This is a genomic window from Aquimarina rhabdastrellae (assembly GCA_947387485.1).
In the GTDB taxonomy this organism is placed as follows: Bacteria; Bacteroidota; Bacteroidia; order Flavobacteriales; family Flavobacteriaceae; genus Aquimarina.
This window is the reverse complement of sequence record CANDNT010000024.1, coordinates 1-21,882: the sequence shown is the minus strand read 5'-3', so window position 1 is coordinate 21,882 and position 21,882 is coordinate 1. Positions and strand designations below refer to the sequence as shown.

The following is a 21,882-nucleotide window of genomic DNA, read 5'->3' as shown; positions in this document are numbered from 1 at the left end:
AATAAGCTCAAAACTAACAGTTTTGAGATATACCATAAAAAAATAAATAAAATGGAAAATTCTAATAAAAATAAGACCAATGGTTTTTTATTGGTATTAACGCTTTTAGGCATCGCATTTGGAGTTGCAGCTCCTTTTATATGGAATAAATTTATAGATGGGCAATCAAGGATTATAACTTTGGTTTTGACTGAAGTATTCTTACTGATATTTATTTTACTTTCGATACATTCTCTTTGGAAAAAATCTGGATCTGGTCAATGGAAATTAAAATCAGATAAAAAACAAATGAAAGTGTATACCTTAAAAGTACCTGGAGAGACTTGGTTAAAAATTAAAATTATAGGAAGATTAAGTGCTAGATTGGCAAGTATTTTAACACTTATGCGTAACCCTGATGCTGCTGCAGATGTAGGAATGTTTGATTCACATTATCTTGAGGGGTCAGATCCAGTAAAGGATGGTATAGATCCAAAATTGGTTTATTATACTTTCAAGCAAAAGCTATTTCCTCCTTTTAAACATCGAGAATTTGTTGTAAGGTCCGAGTTTTCACAAGATCCAATAAGTAAAGAAATGAAATTTAATTTTGTTGGTGTACCTGATAAACTTCCAATTGACAAACGTTATCATAGAGTCACTAAAATGCATAACAAATGGAGATATACACCTTTGGAAAATGGAGAGGTTGAATATGAGTTTATTTACGATGCTGTTGATCCAGGAGGTTATTTTCCTTATGCTTTAGCCAATTGGTTGATCCCAAGTATGCTACCTTATGCGTTTGCAAAAATGCCGAAAATATTAAATAAAGAAAAGTATCGTGATGCCCAGGTTGATTACGTTCTTGAAGTAGAGGAACATGCAGAAATAATGGCGTAGAAGAAGTAACATAACCTGTAAATTAAATAAGACTAACATTAAGAATTCTAATAATCCTTTTCTGGATAGTTTGGTATTAAGGTTATTGATACCTTAATATGTTTCCTAGATAATATAATAATTATTGAAGCCTACCATAGACGCTTTGTTATACTCAATTAACAGAAGTTATTTCCGGTCAGGCCAGAAAGCTTATTTTCCAAAATTTAATGATTTTAATATAATGAATAAAGTATCTGAAAACCGAACGTATAGCTTAAACTTACCACATATGCTATGGGATGGTCTGTCCGAAAACTGGCTAATGAAAGAATTGGGAGACGTACATTGGACAATGATATCAAAAGGGTTAGGTGCAGAATCGGGGCAATTGTTTGATAGCAATGGAAATAGACTATACGCTAGCTTTGTTCGAATAAAATGGGAATCCGATAGTTGTTTAGGTAAATTTACTGAAAATGAGGAATTAAAGATTGAAAGTGAATTATCTAGGTATGGTAATAAGATGTTTTTTAGTAAAGGACAAGTGTTAGGAGATGATAAAAAAATGAGAACAGAGTTGATGACTGTTTTTTCCTCTAGAAATTCTGGAAATAACCAAAAATTGGAAAAAGGAGCACCTCTAAATGTAAATCATAAAAACATCATCGTTCACGATAAACTTCCTAAAGTTGCAAAAGATTTTTTTAAAGTAAAATCCTGTTTTTTTCAATCTGATAAAAATGAGGAGAATAAAGAAGGATCCAAAATAACATTAAATAAAGAATCATTTGATATTATTTTGGATGACAAACCTTTATTTCAAAAAAGATATCAGATAGATTCTTATGAAGATATTAATGGTGTTGGACTTTTATATTTTGCTTCATACCCTAAAATAAGTGATAAATGTGAATTGAATTTTATTCATGAAAAATACATTGGAGAAATAGATAATTATAATTGGGCAAAAGATAGTTTTACCATTGCCAGAGATATACATTATTTTGCAAATGCAAATGCAGATGAACAATTAATATATAATCTGGACCATTTTTCTTTCTTGGATAAGAATACAGTTAAACTAAGTTCTTCCTTAGTACGAGAAAAAGACGGAATGTTGATGGCAAAAATATTTACAATCAAAAAAGTATTAAAACCATTAATAATAGGAAGTGAAAGAGATATAAAAAGGTCAGGAGAAATAAAATCTACTAATAAAAATATTACTTATGAAAAGACAGTATCTATACCTCAAGAAAACTCTCTGATACCAACTCAAAATATTATAATTGCAAGTAATGTTAGTAAAGAACAATTAGGCCAAGGTATAATTAACTTTTTTTCCAAGATTTTAGAAAATAATGAGATAACGTTACATACTGATCTTAGAAAACATGGAGTAGAATCAATTGTTTATACAGAACTTTCGGAGTATCTCAATCTGGAATATGATTTAAAAACGAACCCAAGTATGTTTTATGGGTTATTTTCGGTAGAAGATATTACGTCATATATACTTTCGGATAATGATTCACATAATCAAAAAGAAAATAACAAAATTATAAAAAAAGAAGAAAGTTTTTCCAATTCTGAGGACATAGCTATTATAGGAGTTTCATTAAAAGTTCCTGGAGCCAATAATAAAGAAGAATTTTGGGAAAATTTGGTGAATGGAAATACACATATCACAAAGACTCCTAAAGAAAGGTGGGATTGGCCAGAAAATATTGATATAAATGGTATTCATAAAGGAATCAATTATGGAGGATATATAAAAGGTATCGATAAATTTGATGCATCTTTTTTCGAAATATCTCCTCGTGAAGCAAAATTAATAGATCCTCAGCAAAGAATTCTTCTTGAATTAACTTGGGAATTAATAGAAAACTCAGGATATAAACCTTCATTACTAAAAAAGAGTAAAACAGGTGTTTTTATAGGTGCTAGCGGTAGTGACTATGAAACTTTATTACATAAAAATTCTGAAATCAAGGAGTTTTCGGCTACAGGAACGGCGATGGCAATGCTCTCAAACAGAATTTCATATTTTTATGACCTTGATGGTCCAAGTATAACTATTGATACAGCTTGTTCTTCATCTTTGGTGGCTATTAATAATGCAGTAGTAGCGATTCAGCAAAACCAATGTGAACAAGCTATAGTTGGTGGAATTCATCTTATGTGTGAACCAACAAAGTCTATCGCATACAAAGAATCCAATATGCTTAGTGTAGATGGTAGATGCTATACTTTTGATGAAAGAGCTAATGGATATGTACGAGGTGAAGGAGCAGTATTACTTCTTTTAAAACCGTTATCAAAAGCAATATTCGATAATGATAATGTACTAGGATTAATTAAAAGTACAGCGGTTAATCACGGAGGTTATTCTGGAGGAGTAACAGTTCCTAATCCAAATAAACAAAAACAACTCATTGAAGAAGCTTACAGAAAAGCAAAAATAGATATAAAAAACGTATCATATATAGAAGCACATGGTACAGGAACTAGTTTGGGAGATCCTATAGAAATTTTAGGGTTGACTAAAGCTTTTCAATCATTACAAGATCAAAAAGATAAAGAAGATATACCTTGGTGTGGAATAGGATCTATAAAAACCAATATAGGTCATTTAGAAGCAGCATCTGGAATTGCTGGACTACTCAAGGTAGTTATGGCAATGAGACATAATTATTTGCCAGCAACCCAGAATTTTAAAAACATAAATAACAAAATTGAAATAGAGAAAAAGCCTTTTCATATCCTAGAAAAAGGGATGGAATGGTTACCTAATGAAAATGAAACAACTGTAATTGCAGGAGTAAGTAGTTTTGGTATTGGTGGAGCAAATGCACATGTAGTTGTTGAGTCGTATGAAAATATTGAGAAAGAGAATACCAAAGTAATTGATGGTCCACATTTATTCTTATTATCGGCAAGACGTGAAGAAATACTGAAGGTTTATGCAAAAAACATATTAGATTATGTGATACAGAACCCAGCTATAGCTCCATATCAATTAGCATATACTTTACATACTACCAAAGAGGAAATGGGACATAGATTGGCTTTTCCATATCATACCCTGGAAGATATCAAAAGATGCTTGAAAAACTTTTTGGAAGGAACTTCTCAATCTAATATTTATTTAGGACATATTAAAAAATCAAAACTCGATGAACTAGAAAATAATAAAGTTAGTATTGATAGTTTTGATTTAAAGTATATAGCAGAGCAATGGTGTTTGGGTAAAAATATAGATTGGATAAAGTTATATCCTTTAAGAATCAAAACTCTAGAGGTTCCAACATATCCTTTTGATCACAAAAAAGGATATTGGGCTACTTATAAAAAGCAACAAGATTTTGAAATAAAGTATTCTAAAATAACTCCTTTAAAACTTCAAGAAAAAGATAATACTTTAGAAATTCCGATTCCTATACAATTTTTTAATACAAGAGATAATAATGTTATTTCAACAAATAAAGATTTTGATAAAGTATTATTGCCAAAACCTGCCAATATTTCATTACAAAGTTTAAATAAAATACAAGAAAATGTAATACAAAATAGGTTAGAACCTAAAGTCCAGTTTAGTTTGGCTACAACAGGAGCAAGATCTCTTAATAAATCAAAGAAAGACTCCGATATAAGATTATTAGATAGAGGACAAGGTGTTTACAGTCTTGAGATAGCTACAGAACATAATAATTTTCTTTCAAGAGATTTGATTGAGACTTTAATACAGAGCCTTAACTATCTAAAAGATTTTTCAGGATTAAAAATTTTAATAATAAGAGGAACAAATAAAACCTTTCTTCAAGGAGATCGTAATTCTTATAATGAGTGTTTGATCCAAGGACTATATCAATCGATAACATCTTTTCCTTATCCAGTAATTGCAGAAATGGAGGGAGAAGCAATAGGCTCAGGTTTTTTATTAGGGGCTTTATGTGATTTTATGGTTTTAAGTGAGGAATCTAGATATGGCTATACAGATGTAAAAGGAGGTTTATTTCCTACTACAGAAGAAGAATCTCTATTTGAAGAACGTTTTGGAGTTGTATTATCCCGAGATTTTTTATACCGTTTTGGAGTATCGAGAGGTAATGCTTTGAAAGAGAGAGGGTGGAGTACTCCGATAGTTACTTTTGATAAAGTAAATTCCTATACAGAAAATCTTATACGATCTTTAAGTGAAAAACCACAGACTTCACTTCGATTATTAAAACAACATCTTGGTCGAGATATAGCAAAGCGAGTGGAAGGATTAAAACAGACGAAAGCTTTTATTATAGAAGATGAATTAATAGGTGCCGATAAAGAGTTGTTTGTTCAATCAAAATACATAAGATTGGAGAGTTCTATAGAAGGAGTATTAACTGTTAGTATAGATATCAGAACAAAAAAATATAAATTAAAGTCTTTAATTTCTGAAATAGAAGAAGTTTTAAAGCAGGTAAAAAACACATCGACTTATAAAGTTATTATTCTTAATAGTACAGATGAAGAGTTCTTAAAAGTATCTGATTTATCAAGTAGAGTAGAAGAAATTAGAGCGCTTCAGAGATTATTAATCAATGCTTCAGTACCTATCATTTCAGTTTTGGAAAGAAATGCTAAAGATATAGGATGGCTTATTGGTCAATGTAGTGACGTTTGTATCTATCATAGCGAAGGTATATATTGTGCTTCAGGTCTTATGGATGTTTCAGAGATAGGTAGATTATGCCTTCCGTTTTTTGTTAGGAATTTTGGGTTTTATATGACGCAGGAAATATTACTTACAGCTAGGGAGTATAGTGGCTTGGATTTACAAGAGTATGTTAATTCAGTATTGATTTCACCAGATCCAATGACAGATGCCTTGGATCAGGCAGGATATTGGTCATCACTTCCTAAGAAAGTTATACGGAGCTGGAAAAAAAATCAAGAAATAAAACTAAGAGCTTTATTAGACAAATTACCATTGTGGTCGGCAAATGATGAAAAAGCCGTGACATTCCCAAATGAACCAGTAAGAATAGAGTTAAAATCAGAAGTAATAAAAGCGACTTTACATCCCGGAGGTATTGTCATGATCAAGATGGAAGATCGAGAGGCTAGGAATATGTTTTCAGATGCTTTTATGGAAGGAATGATAGAGGCTTTTGATCATATAGCAGATTCTTCAATCTATAAGGTTGTTATAATTACAGGATATGATAGTTATTTTATTTCGGGAGGAACAAAAGAAATGTTACTAGATATTCAGGAAGGTAAAATTAAATTTACTGACACTGAAATATATCACTTAGCCATGAATTGCGATATTCCTGTAATTGCTGCGATGCAAGGTCATGGGATTGGAGCAGGATGGTCTATGGGAATGTTTAGTGATTTCCCAATTTTAAGCAAAGAAAGTCATTATGTGAGCCCATATATGATATATGGATTTACTCCTGGAGCAGGTTCGACATTGATTTTTCCTAGTCGTATAGGCTATGACCTTACTCGAGATACCTTGCTTACAGGTATAGAATACTCTGGTCAGATATTAAAAGAAAAAGGAATACCCTTACCTGTAGTATCACGTAAAGAGATAATTGAGTTTGCATTTACATTGGCAAAAGAGCTAACACGTAATTCGAGAAATAGTTTAATTGCGTTCAAGAATCAAATGACATGTTATGTCAAGGAACGCTTGGAAGATACGTACGCAAGGGAGTTGTCTATGCACGAAGAGACTTTTGTTGGACGATCAGACACCTTGGAGCGTATTGAGGGCAATTTCAATAATACATCAGATGATGTTCAGGAATATATATCCCTTGAAGAAAAACCTGTTTTAACGATTGCTGAAAAACAACAGCAATCTGTTGATGTATTACCAATGATTAAAACCAAACTCAAAATCTTGTTGGCTCAGGAACTACATATGGAAGAAGACGAGATTGAAGAAGATAGTCAGTTTGTAGATCTTGGTTTAGATTCAATCATTGGAGTAACCTGGATTAGAAAGATCAATGAGAAATTTAAAATTTCTATTAACGCAACCAAAATTTATAGCTATCCAAACCTTATAGAATTTAGTCGTTTTGTCAAAGAGGAAATGAAGAAGTTAGGGGTGTTGTTGCCTGTTCAGAAGGAAGCAATAGCTGTTACTGATACATTAATAAAACCTCATGATATAGATGTTTTATCATCAAACCAAAGAGAAATTACATCAAAACGAGAAGTATCTATAACAAAACAAGGAACAAAATCCTACGATCAACTACAATCCATAGCCATTATAGGTATGGCAGGTCAGTTTCCTATGGCAAATGATGTGGAAACTTTTTGGAGTAATATAGCAGAAGGAAAGAATTGTATAAGTGAAATTTCCCAACGACGATGGAATATTGAAAAATATTATCAAGATGGAGAAGCTATTCCTGGAAAAACCTATAGTAAATGGATGGGGGCACTGGAAGAATATGATCTTTTTGACCCTTTATTTTTTAATATATCACCGTCTGAAGCGGAGTGTATGGATCCGCAACAAAGACTGTTTTTACAAACTTGCTGGCATACTATAGAAAATGCAGGTTATAATGCTCAAACATTAGGAAAAAGCAAATGTGGTGTATTTGTAGGTTGCGGGCAAGGAGATTATCATTTATTATCCGATAAAATGAGAACAAGTGCTTACGGTTTTACTGGAGGAGATAATTCAATATTAGCAGCACGAATATCATATTTTCTAAACTTACAAGGGCCTTGTTTGACTATTGATACAGCGTGTTCTTCCTCATTGGTAGCAATTGCAAATGCTTGTGATTCATTAATTCTTGGTCAGAGTGATCTTATGTTGGCAGGAGGAGTATACGTTGGGGCAGGAGCAGATATGCATATCAAGACTTCGCAAATGGGGATGTTATCAGTAGATGGTAAATGCCATACATTCGATCAAAAAGCTAATGGTTTTGTTCCAGGTGAAGGAGTAGGAGTTGTTATGCTAAAACGACTTGAAGATGCAGAAAGAGATGGAGATAATATACTAGGAGTGATCAAAGGTTGGGGTATTAATCAGGATGGTAAAACTAATGGAATTACAGCACCGAATACTCAAGCTCAGGCTAAATTACAACAAGAAGTATACGATAAATACAAAATAGACCCATCTTCTATTCAATTAGTTGAGGCACACGGAACAGGGACTAAGCTGGGAGATCCAATTGAAGTAGAAGCTTTAGTAGAATCTTTTAAGAATTATACCTTAGAAAGAGAATATTGTGCAATTGGTTCTGTCAAAAGTAATATAGGTCATTGTTTAATGGCTGCAGGAGTTGCAGGTGTAATAAAACTCTTAATGTCATTAAAATATAAAAAGTTACCTCCAACCATTAATTTTGAAAACCTGAATGAGCACATCAATATAGAAAACAGTCCCTTTTATGTTAATACTCAACTCAAAGATTGGTCCATAGAACAAAAGCAACAACGACAAGCGGCAATTAGTTCATTTGGATTTAGTGGTACTAATGCTCATATGGTTATATCTGAATATAATTCTGGAGAAACAAATACACTAAATTCAAAAAATAGTCATACAAACTATATTTTTCCGTTATCTGCAAAAACAGAAGAACAGTTAACACAAAAAGCTGTTGACATGCTTCAATATCTCAATAAACAAAATCAATCTTGTGAGCTGGATCGTATAGCCTATACGATGCAGGTTGGAAGGATGGAAATGGAATACCGTTTGGGAGTGATATCAAATACTAAGGATCAATTGATAGAAAAACTGAAAGAGTTTATTGATGACAAAAAACAGGTTCTGGATGTATTTGTAGGAAGAACAAAAAATAATGAAAATACAATTTCATTATTTTCAAAAGATACAGATTTACAAGAAACAATAGATAAATGGATACAACAGAAAAAGTTATCCAATTTGGTTAATTTATGGGTTCAGGGATATAGCTTGGATTGGAATAAATTATATGAAGAAATTAAACCCAGGCGTATTGAATTACCACTCTACCCTTTTACCAAAGAACGATATTGGATTGAGGAGAATGAGAGCAAAAACAGCATAGAATCAATAACGGAAAAAGAGATAACTCAAACACTCTTTTTTGATGAATATTGGGAAAAAGAAAAACATACAATTGCTCCATTAAAGAAAGAAAATCGCTCAACTATAATTTTTGCTGACAAGGAGTTCAGCAAAATGCAGGTAAAAGAAATACCAGGAAACGAATTCGAAGTTATAGTTGTAGAACAGTCTAATAGCTATGAAAGCGTTTCACCTCAATTATATAAATGTAGCCCAGAGAATACAACAGATATAGAAAAAATACTTACTGTTATAAACCATCAGGAGCACAAGTCAATACACATTCTTTATTTATGGGCAAAAGACATGGGAGAAGAAGGTGTTTATAGATTATTTGATCTGTTTAAAATAATCAAATCATCTGCTTTACCGGTTGATAAAATAACACTTGTTGGACATTATGATACACAGGAAATAAGTACCTGTTGGGATTATTCTTGGATTGGATTTGAAAGATCCTTAAAATTCCTTTTACCAAATACTGAATTATCACTGTTTTATATCAATTCACCAATTGATCCATTTGAATTAATGACTGAAGCATTACAGAGTGATGGGATAGTATGGTATAAAAATAATCAAAGACATAGGTTGTCTTTACGATCTTTCGAACCTGGCAAAATAACCAACGAATCAGTTCTTAAACAAAAAGGAAATTATTTAATTACTGGAGGATGTGGAAAACTAGGTTTACAATTCGCTCATTTTTTGGCAGAAAATTACCAAGCAAATTTACTGTTGATTGGTAGATCTCCAATATCTTCAGTAATTGAAGAGCAAATGAAAATAATAAAAAATGCGGGAGCAGGACAGGTATATTATCGTTCGGTTGACGTAAGTAATGAAGAAGCAATGTTAACATTGCGATCACAATTACCTTTTAAGATTTCAGGGATTATTCATGCGGCAGGAGTAGCTTCTTCCCAACCGTTTAATCAGAGATCAATAGAAGATATTAAAACTATACTTTATCCTAAAACCTTAGGAACTATTATACTCGATGAGATATTAGATCAATCTTCTTTGGATTTTATCTGTTATTTTTCTTCTGTATCAGCTTTCTTAGGAGATTTTGGATCTTGTGATTATTCTATTGCAAGTCGTTTCCAAATGGCGTATAGTTTTTATAGAGAGCAAAAAGAAGGAATAAGAAGTAAGACCATGGTGATCAATTGGCCATTATGGGAAGAAGGAGGAATGGGAACCAGTGATGTAGAACAGGCGTCTTTTTATTTAAAAAGTAGTGGACAGGAATCTTTAAAAACATCTCAGGGAATAGCTTTATGGCAGGAACTTTTAAAAACAGATAGACTGCAAACCTTGGTTATGTTAGGTAAACCATCAAGGATAGAACAAGTTTTAAAGCGTTTGTATGATACAGAGCAACTACACAGTAGAGAAAATGTATTGGATAACACAAACGACTTTAGAGAAAATAAAAAGAAATTTTACGATCATAGAACTTCTATAAAAGAGTATGTAACCAATGATCTAAAACAACAAATAGCAAATCTCACTAAAATTAACCTAGGTCAATTAAAAGTAGATAAAAATCTTACCGACTATGGTTTCGATTCCATTAGCTTAGGTAGACTTGCTTCCGGATTAACTACTTATTTTGGAGTAGAAATAACACCAGCAGTGTTCTTTAGTGCAACTACGATTCAAAAATTAACAAACTATATTTTGGAGGAGTATTCTACTGAGATTAACAACTTCTATAGTACTGAATCTACTACCAAGGATGAAAAGGAAATTAATAAAACAATTGACGCAACAAGGTTAAAAAGTATTAAACAGACAATTGATGAGTCATTTTCTTCGAATTTTTATCCTAAACACTCAGTTATATCTGATAGCGAACCTATTGCCGTAGTGGGAATGTCAGGACGTTTTCCACAAGCACAAACGGTAGATCAACTATGGTCAATACTTGTAGAAGGTAAAGATGCGATTACAGAAATACCTGCAAACAGATGGGATTGGAGTGATTATTACATAGCTAAGGGAAATAAAAATAATAAGATAACAACTAATAAAGGAGGTTTTATTCCAGGAGTTGATGAGTTTGATCCTTTGTTTTTTGGAATTTCACCTCGTGAAGCTGAGTATATGGATCCGGCAGAACGTTTGTTACTGATAGAAACCTACAAAGCTATTGAAGATGCTAGAATATCCCCAAAAAATATTAAAGGAGAAAAAATAGGAGTTTTTGTAGGAATGGAAGAGGGACAATACGATCAAATTACCGGGAAGCAGGGAATAACTACTACCGGTAATGCAATGATTAGCTCAAGACTTTCTTACTTTTTGGATCTTCAAGGGCCTACCATAGCTACAAATACAGCTTGCTCTTCAGGATTAGTAGCACTCCATCAGGCAGTTTCCAGTTTACGTTTAGGAGAATGTAAAGCAGCTATTGTTGCCGGAGTTTCATTATTACTTTCTCCAGAAAGTTATGTAATGATGAGTGAAGCGGGTATGCTCTCGGAAGATGGACGTTGTCATACGTTTTCAAAAAATGCCAAAGGTATTGGAGTAGGAGAATCTGTGGTAGTTCTAATGCTGAAACCACTATCCGCTGCTATTACAGAAAATGATACGATTTATGGTACTATCAAAGCTAGTGGAGTTAACTTTGATGGAAAGACAAATGGGGTTACGGCTCCAAATGGAGATAGACAAGCGGCATTAATTGAAAAAATCTATACAGATCATCAAATCAACATAAATGATCTCTCATACATTGTTACTCACGGTACTGGAACTAAGTTAGGTGATCCAGTTGAAATAAACGCATTGACCAAAGCTTTCAAAAAACTAAAAGCAAACCAAAAAACCATTACAAAACCAGAGTGTTGTGCCTTAACTAGTTGCAAAAGTAACATAGGGCATACATTGGCAGCATCGGGATTGGTGAGTGTAGTTAACTTATTGAAAGCAATGCAACATCGTCAAATACCTGCAAGTCTCAACTGTACAGAAGAAAACGATTATATAAACTGGAAAGATAGCCCGTTCTTTATCAACAAAGAGACAAGAGAATGGAACAGAGATCGAAGTAATCCTTATATGGGAGCTGTCAGTTCATTTGGAAGAAGTGGTACCAATGCGCATGTGGTAATAGAAGAATTTTTGGTTTCTGAAGAGAGTAAATACACTTCTCCTACAGAGATAAATGACGAAAAAGTAATGATTCTACTCTCTGCAAGAACAGAAGAGCAGTTGCATCAAAAAACTCGGGATTTGCTAGATATGATCTTAATATCTACAGACACTTTTGAATTACCAGATTTAGCATATAGTCTCCAGGTTTGTAAAGAAGAGTTTGATGTAAGACTTGGGATTTTGGTAAATACTAAACATCAATTAATCGAAAAACTTGAAGCATACTTAGAAGATTCGCAAATAATAGAAGGAGTCTTTTTCAGTAAAGTAAAACATGATCAAGAAGATATGAATATCATCAATGGAGATGATGATATGAAAGAGGCAATTGAAAAATGGATAGTCAGAAGAAAATTGTACAAACTGATGGAGTTATGGGTGAAAGGTTTGAGTATCGATTGGAAAAAATTCTATGGAGAAAACCTACCCAAGCGTATTGCTTTACCAGCTTACCCTTTTGCACAAGATCGTTATTGGACGGATATTTCTCAAAAGTATTCGAAAATAGCTGGTAATAGTATCCATCCATTAATACATCATAATACCTCGAATTTTATTGAACAAAGTTATAGTTCAACTTTTAGTGTAGAACAACCGATTATTGCAGGGTATCGATATCAAGAGAATACAATAATTACAGCAGGAGTATACCTGGAAATGGCAAGAACAGCGGTCGAAGAGGCTGTACCTTCTATAGAAAACTCTATGGTTATAGAATTAAATAATATAGAATGGGGAGTGCCGTGTCTGATTGATAAAGATAAAAATATAGGGATTTCATTATCGGTAACCAATGATAACAGAATTCTATATGAAATAAAAAATCAAGAGAAAGAAACTCAGGAAACTTATTGTGTTGGAAATGCAACAGTAATAACAAAACCTGAAATCCCAAAATTGAATATTTCTGAACTTAAAAAACAAATCAAAACAGAAGAGATAGAAATTTCCAGTATATATAATGCTTTAAAAAAGGATGAAGTAAATTATGAGAAATCTTTTCAAGTTCTTGATGAAATTTACTTTGAGGATGGACAAATATTGACAAAACTTGTATTACCATTTACAGAACATAAAAAATATGTCTTACACCCGAGGATAATTGAAGGTGTTTTACAAGCGAGTACAATGCTATCTTCAGGAACAAAAGCATTCATGCCTCTAACCCTGGAAACTCTGATGGTGATAGCTCCTTATACAGAGGAAATATTTGCCTGGATTAGAATAGCCTCAAAAGAAGAGTCCCAAAACAATTTTATAAAACTAGATATTGATCTATGTGATGCAAACGGTAATGCTATTGTTATTATGAGAGGTTTAGAGTTGATAAAAACTGCTGAGTTTTTATCTCTTTATAACAAGACATGTATGATAGCAGATGGCCTGAATTGGGATGGTCTTAGTTATGAACCGCAATGGGAAGAACAACCTATTGAACCATCAAAAATTGAAACAACTCATAAAAATATATTGGTTGTATATAGTGGGAAGACCTCAGGATTTGAAGAAGAAATACAAAAATATTATAGCCAGAAGAAGGGAAGCGAAGTTTTTGTTATTAGGATTTCAGATAAAACAGTACAGGTGTCAGATAAAGAATGGCAATGTGGAATACATGATCCTAAAGGTTTTCAAATCTGTTTACAAAATATGGGGGTGATTGATACTTTGTATTTCCTTTCTCTTGAAAAGAAATTTTCTGAACCAATTAATCAAACAGAATTAAGGCAAAATTACGAAGCACAAGAGATCCAGTTTTTACGCCTTATCAAATTCCTTAAACAGGAAAATAGCATTAACGAAAAAATTGAAACCTATGTGTTAACATTAGATACACATAAGATCCATCATACAGAGGTAAATCAATTTACTGGGGCAGGAATTACAGGTTTAGCCTATTCTCTTGCACAAGGGAGTTATCAATTCCGTATTAGAAACTTAGATGTATCAACAAAAGATTTAGAGACAGCAAAAGATCAGGCTCAATTATTGCAAATGATTCTACAAGAACCTCCTTCGGATAGAGGAGAAGTATTTAAGATCAGATCTGGAAAAAGATACCAACAGAAACTATATAAGTTAAACTGGAATAAACAGGATATAACTGCAATTCGTCAAAATGGTGTCTATCTGATTATTGGAGGGAGTGGTACTGTAGGAAAGATTCTTACTCATCAATTGATAGAAAAATATGAAGCTTCTGTAGTATGGATAGGAAGAAGCGAAATAACTTCCGAAAAGGTGAAAACTGCTATGCAATCCTTCGATGAATACAAAGGTAATTTAGAATACTTGCAAGCAGATGTAACAAACCTAGAAGCTATGAAGGAAGTCGTGTCCTCCATAAAACAAAAATACACTACTATTAATGGAGCTATTTTTTCAGGAATGGTTTTCAATTTTGAAAATTCCTTGGATCAAACTACAGAAAAAGAATTTAGTTCCATTTTTGATCTGAAAGCTCAGGGGAGTTGGGTTTTCTATACAGTCTTGAAAAAAGAGGCACTGGATTTTATGTGTTATTTTTCATCAGGACAAGCCTATTCTTTTTCAGGAGCATCCAAACTGTCTGCTTATGCTAGTGGAATAACATATGCCGATAGTCTGGTGCAATCAGTAAGAAAAGAGTCAAAATTTCCGATAGGAATTATAAACTGGGGATTCTGGAAATCCTCATTGGATACAATGAAAGAAGGTAATGAGGAAATTTTGACAGATAATTTTAAAACTCTTGAAGACGATGAAGGTTTCACATGTTTCGAACAATTTATCACGGAACTGTGTAATGGAAGAATTCACCAGGTTTTATGCATGAAAGCATCAGAACCTATTAAGGAATTAATGAATTGCAATCAAAAAGAGTTCATTTCTTATGAAGAAAAATCAGAAGTACCTTCAATAAAACTGTCTACACATGACATTGAAATTCCACAAGAAAAAATAAATCAATTAAAAGCGACTGAAGAAAAAAGCGAACTCGAAGATAGGTTACTTCAAATGTTATATTGTCAAATAGAACAGTTGATAGAATCAAATAATCAGGAAAAAAACTTTAAAATTTCTGATGTAAGGAAAAAATGTGGAATTATAGATAAGTATGCTTTTTGGTGGGATAACTGCTTTAAGAGGTTTAATCAAAACGGATATGTTAAGTTTAAAAATGGAACTATCAGTGATCTGAAAAAGACGAATGTAGAGGAAGTATCGAATAAGTGGGAAGAAGAAAAAGAAAAGTACTTACAAAACCCTGATCAGAGAGCATGGATAACACTTGTTGATAATTGTCTGGAAGGATTACCAGAGATTTTAACTGGTAAAGTTTTAGCGACAGATATAATATTTCCAAATGCTTCTATGGAAAAAGTTGAAGGAGTATATAAAAACAACTTAAAATCAGATACCTTTAATGAAATAATAGCTAATGCAGTTGCTACGTATGTACAACAAAAATTAGAATTTGATCCAGAAGCAAAAATAAAAATACTGGAGATTGGAGCTGGAACGGGAGGAACATCATCGGTAGTTTTTTCAAAATTAAAGCCCTTCAAAACTTCTATAGATGAATATTGCTATACAGATCTTTCAAAGGTTTTCTTTTTTCATGCAGAAGAAAAATATATACCAGACAATCCTTACATACGTTGTCAGCGATTAGATATAGAACAATCAATAGAAGATCAAGGAATTGAAGCAGGTTCATATGACCTTGTAATAGCAACTAATGTGTTGCATGCAACAAGTGACATCCGACAAACCTTATGTAATGCAAAAGCTATACTGAATTCTGATGGATATTTATTTATGAATGAATTAAGTACTCCGGCACTTTTTAATCATCTTACTTTCGGATTATTGGATGGATGGTGGCTTTTCAAAGATGCTGAGGTAAGGATGGAAGGAAGCCCTGGAGTAACACCTGAAGGATGGCAGAAAATTTTGGAAGAAGAAGGTTTCCAAAAGGTTATTTTTCCAGTCGAGGAAGCACATCATCTGGGGCAACAGATAGTTTTGGCTCAAAGTAATGGTGTAGTAAGACGTAAAACACTCAAAATACAAAAACAGAAAGAACTTTCTCATATACCTGTTTCGAGAAAAAACAAATCGGAAAAACCTGAAAAGAAGATATCAAGATCTTTAAAAAGCTCTAGTTTAAATTCAAAACCTTCACAAAATATTTCAGAATATACTCGAGGGGTAATTTTGGATAGTCTGTCAAAAACTTTGAAAATTTCTCTAACAAGTATCGATCACAATATAGCTTTTTCAGACTATGGAATAGATTCAATACTTGGAGTAAGTTTTATCAATCAAATTAATAAAACTCTTGCTATTACCTTAAATACAGCAATCATCTTTGAGCACTCTTCGGTAAACCGCTTAGAGAAACATATTGTCAATACATATAAGCAAAAAATAAAATTACCTGTGGCAGAACAACAAGATGTTTTAGCCATAGAAGATTCGGAAGAACTATCAAAAATTCATAATAATAAGGAAAATATTATACCTTTTAATTTGACAGGAAATAGATTCCAAATTAATAAAAACTCTTTTTCAGAATTATCTTTGGGACAAACAACATCAAACTTATCTGAGATTGCAGTGGTAGGAATCTCCGGAATGTTTCCTAAAGCAGATAACATTGAGGAATTTTGGCACAATTTGGAGAATGGAATTGATGGTGTGAGTGAGCTTCCGGATTTTTATCTGGATCAAAGTAATTATTTTAGTACCACAAAACAGCCAGGTAAAACTCGATGTAAATGGGGAGGAATCTTAGGAGAAAGAGATTGTTTTGATCCGTTGTTTTTCAATATTTCTCCTAAAGAAGCAGAATCTATGAATCCTCATCAACGATTGGTTCTGCAAGAAAGCTGGAAAGCAATTGAAAATGCAGGGTACAATCCTCGGGATTTTTCAGAAACTCAAACAGGAATATATATAGGTGCTGAACCCACTGGATATACGGGAGATACTTTTACAGGATATTCTGATGCTATTATAGCTTCTCGATTATCCTATATTTTAAATCTGAATGGTCCTTCTTTTGTTGTTAATACTGGTTGTTCATCTTCTGCAGTAGCCTTGCATTTGGCATGCGAAAGCTTAAGAAATAGGGAAACGGATTTGGCATTGGCAGGAGGAGTAAATGCTTGTTTGGATCAGAACGTATTAATCCGACTTGATAAAATAGAGATGCTATCACCAAAAGGTCGATGTTTTACCTTTGATCAGACTGCCGATGGTACTATTATGTCTGAAGGAGTTGGTATTGTTGTATTGAAACGTCTGGAAGATGCAGTGAAATCTGGAGATAAAATTTATGGAATTATTTCAGGGTCAGGAATTAATCAGGATGGAGCAAGTAATGGTATAACAGCACCTAATGGAGCTGCGCAGGAAAAACTTATCGTAGATGTTTATAACAAATTTAATATCGATCCGGAAAAAATCAATTATGTAGAAGCACATGGTACCGGAACTAAGCTGGGAGATCCTATAGAAACAAATGCTTTGGTAAGAGCCTTTAGGAACTTTACGGAGAAAAAAGAATTTTGTGCTGTTGGTAGTGCCAAATCTTATGTTGGTCACGCGGCGGCGGCGGCAGGTGTTATTGGTTTAATAAAGGTTTTGTTGTCCTTACAAAAGAATAAGATTCCTAAGTTGTTGAATTTTAATACTATAAATCCCCTGATTGAATTTACAGATTCACCTTTTTATATCAATACAGAAGTTCTTGATTGGAGGCCATTGGAAGGAACACCTCGGATGGCAGCTATAAATTCTTTTGGGCATAGTGGAACCAATGCACATATCGTAGTAAAGGAATATATGTATCCTGAAGAGCAAAAAATAATCAGAAAGAATAATCCTGTTATTATTCCAATTTCTGCCAGAACCCATGAGCAATTATTGCAAAGAACTACCGACTTGTTAAAGTTTATTAGTTATCAAAAAGAAAAGAACCAGACAACCGAAATTATAAATCTAGCTGAATTAGCATATACTCTACAGGTAGGTAGGGAAGCAATGGAAGAACGTTTAGGATTCATTGTAGATTCTATAGAAGAATTAGTTAAAAAGCTGGAGGCCTTTATCAATGGAGAACGTACCATTACGAATACCTGGATCGGAAGAGTTAAACAAGATAATGATATTCAAAACCTGTTTGGCGTTGATGCAGATCTACAACAAATTATCGATAAATGGATTATTGAAAATAAGTTGTCAGGCTTAATAGAGCTATGGGTTAAAGGTCTGAAACTGGATTGGTATAGATTATATAAAGGAGAAAAAGTCAATCGAATCCCTTTGCCTTCATACCCTTTTGCTAAAGAAAGGTATTGGTTAAATACTTTAGAAAATAAAGAAAGTGCAAAGGTCTCAGAAGAAGGAATGGTTTCAAGGATACACCCTTTATTACATCAAAATACTTCTGATTTAAACCAGCAATGCTATATTACCACTTTTAATGGTCAGGAGTTCTTCTTAAAAGATCATAAGGTTAATGGATATAAAGTATTACCCGCAGTAGCGTATCTGGAAATGGCAAGAGCAGCATTTTATAATGCCTTAGCAATTTATGAGGAAAAATGTATTGTAGAACTACAAAATGTAGTCTGGCTAAAACCAATGTATGTTAATACGAATAAACAAACTTCTATTAGCTTGTTTACTAGTGAAGAAAGAAATAATGCAGAAGAAAAAATCGATTTTGAAATTTATAGTATTGATACTAAAATACAAAATCAACAAGAGGAGATATATTGCCAGGGACAAGCAGTTTTAATATATAATGAAACTTCAATTAAGCGAGATATAAATCAACTCAAAACACAAATGCAAGGTGATAGTATTGAGTATCATACGATTTATTCTAGCTTTAAACAAATAGGAATGGATTACGGTCTTTCCCATCAGGGGGTATCTATTATTTATATGGGAGATGAGCAACTTTTGGCAAAACTTACATTACCAATAGAAACAAAAGATGGCTCTAATCAATTTATATTACATCCGGGTATAATGGATAGTGCGCTTCAGGCATGTATTGGTTTAATGATTGATATAAACAACTTACCGGTCAGACCATTACTGCCTTTTGCTTTGGAATCCGTACGTATAATTTCTAAGTGTACTTCCGAGATGTATGTTTGGGTACGTTATGCTCAGGATTGTAAACTGGGAGATAGAGTTATTAAATTAGATTTGGATCTGTGCGATCAAGAAGGGAATGTATGTGTACAAATGCTTGGATTCTCATCCAGAATTTTGGAAGAAAAAATAGAGAGTACTTCTCAGGATACTATACAAAGTCAATACTTTGATGATAATTTTTATAACGATGTAATTGAGAAAGTTTTGAATAATGAAATCTCAATAGAAGAAGCTACAAAGCTAAATTGATCTTGGAGATAATACACAAGTGCAGAGGAATTTTTTAGAGTTACTTCACCTCAAAAAGAACAATTAATAACATGTAATGCGAGAGCGAAACAGTAGTAATGATTTCTGTTTTGTAATGTTCTTATTTCTAATTAATTAATAAAATTTAGACGAGTGAACTTTGAATTATTAAACATATATAAGGATGTTTCCAGTGGGAAGCTGACACAAAAAGAAGCATTAGAAAAAATCAAAACTGTAAAACAGCAGGATCTGAGAGAAACCGAAGGTATACTGTTGGCAAAATCCGATTGGGTGCCAAAAGTATTGAATGTTTCTTCTGGTGATAAAATAGAGTATGAACAATATCATTTGCTTTTGTGTGAGATATCACAATTAACAGAAAAACATATAAATAGATCACGCTCAACAAGTAAAGTTTGGAAGCTACTGGTAGATCAAAAGCAACACATTTCAGATAGATTTCAGGCATATGCTTTGTCCTGTTTTGAACAGATTCAGAATATACTTACCGATAAACCAGAAGGAAAAGTACTGATCCAGTTGGTAGTACCTAATGAAGAGGAAAGTATAATTTTAGCAGGGCTTTCCGGGTTGTTAAAAACAGCAGCTTTAGAAAACCCGTTACTGGTTCCTCAGGTTATATTAGTTGATCCAAAAGTTGCTGCTAATGATCTTGTAGTACAATTGAAGGATAACCAATCGAATCCAAATGACGAAATAATAAAGTATGATCAAGGTATCCGTTATGTTCTAAAAAGAGAAGAAATAGAGGCTACACAAGTATATCCTAAAATAGTTTTCAAAGATCAAGGTGTTTATCTGATCACGGGTGGTTTGGGAGGTCTTGGGCTTTTGTTTACCAAAGAAATTCTTAAGCAAACTACTCGTTCCCAAATCATATTGACAGGTCGATCCGCATTGACTCGGGAAAAGAAGGCACTTTTGGAAAAACTTCCTGTTCGTGAAAACAAAGTAGAATACCAACAATTAGAACTTGACAATGTAAAAGAAGTTACTAAGGTTATCTCCGGTATAGTTAAAGAAAAAGGAGGATTACAAGGTATTCTACATTGTGCAGGGATGACCTCTGATAATTTTATTATAAAAAAGACAGTAGAGGAATTTTCGAGTGTATTGACACCCAAAGTAATTGGTACGTATAATTTGGATCAATCCAGTAAGGATATAGATTTGGATTTTATGGTATTATTCTCTTCGGTAGCTTCCCAATTAGGAAATGTTGGACAATCGGACTATGCAGCTGCAAATGGTTTTATGGATGAGTTTGCCATATATCGTAATCAACAGGTTACAAAAGGATACCGCAAGGGACATACTGTATCCATTAGCTGGCCATTATGGGAAGAAGGAGGAATGCAAATAGATGAAGAGAATCAGGAGTCATTACGTAGAAAATTTGGAATGTATCCTATGCCTGCAAATTCAGGAATAGATGCATTTTATAAAATTTTGGAGTTAGGTTATGGACAAGCTTTGGTGGTAGGAGGTAATTTAACCCAAATAAAGAAAGCATTTCTCGAAAATCAAGAAAAAGCAGCAAAACCTATATCAGAATTCACTAGTGCTGAGCAACAGGTGGTTAAGACAATAAATACAGAAAGTCTTCAAGAAAAAACAGAAAAATACTTGTGCGATCAATTTGCAGTTTCATTAAAACTAGCTTCCCATAGAATAGATCCTGATGCACCATTGGAGAAATATGGTATAGACTCCATTTTAGCCATGAGTTTGACTGATCAATTGGAAAAGACCTTTGGTTCTTTACCTAAAACGCTATTTTTTGAGTATCAAAATATTCAGGAGTTAGCAGAATACTTTTTAAAGTTTCACACTTCCCAATTATCAAAGCTTATTATACCGGAAAAGAAAATTGAGGAAAAAGTAGTAAAAGAAGCATCTAAACAAGAGATAAGAAGTGATCGTAAAATACGATTAAATCGCAAACGTAGAATTGTAATTCCAAAAGAAACTAGTAAATCAATAGCATCAGATCCGATTGCGATAGTGGGGTTAAGTGGTCGTTACCCTAAGTCAGAAAATATTGATGCGTACTGGAATAACCTTCGTGAAGGAAAGGATTGTATTACAGAAGTACCAAAAGATCGATGGGATTGGCGTGATTACTATAGTGATGATCGCACAGAAGCAGGCCGTCATTATAGTAAATGGGGAGGATTTATAGCAGGAGTAGATGAGTTTGATCCAAGATTTTTTAACATATCACCGAGAGAAGCTTCCAATATTGATCCGCAGGAGCGATTGTTTTTACAACACGTTTGGATGGCAATAGAGGATGCGGGGTATACCCGTTCCAGTTTACAGATTCCTCATAA

General features: G+C 33.2%; 3 protein-coding genes. All 3 read left to right on the top strand.

The genetic code is table 11. The annotated features are described in order from the left end of the window. Positions 1-51 precede the first annotated feature (51 nt). Positions 52-882, top strand: a complete 831-nt coding sequence (locus tag ACYEKI_RS19960; RefSeq protein ID WP_459212979.1) for an SRPBCC family protein — start codon at positions 52-54, stop codon at positions 880-882. A 223-nt stretch (positions 883-1,105) separates the two neighbouring features. Further along, positions 1,106-19,525, top strand: coding sequence for an SDR family NAD(P)-dependent oxidoreductase (locus ACYEKI_RS19955; protein ID WP_459212978.1), 18,420 nt, complete (start codon positions 1,106-1,108; stop codon positions 19,523-19,525). 153 nt (positions 19,526-19,678) lie between these two features. Next, positions 19,679-21,882, top strand: a 2,204-nt coding sequence (locus ACYEKI_RS19950) for an SDR family NAD(P)-dependent oxidoreductase (RefSeq protein ID WP_459212977.1), incomplete at its 3' end; no start/stop codon positions are given.

What these genes read in the sequence shown, in the direction of transcription:
- ACYEKI_RS19960 (WP_459212979.1), top strand. Translation starts at nt 52, where the DNA reads ATGGAAAATTCTAATAAAAATAAGACCAATGGTTTTTTATTGGTATTA.
- ACYEKI_RS19955 (WP_459212978.1), top strand. Translation starts at nt 1,106, where the DNA reads ATGAATAAAGTATCTGAAAACCGAACGTATAGCTTAAACTTACCACAT.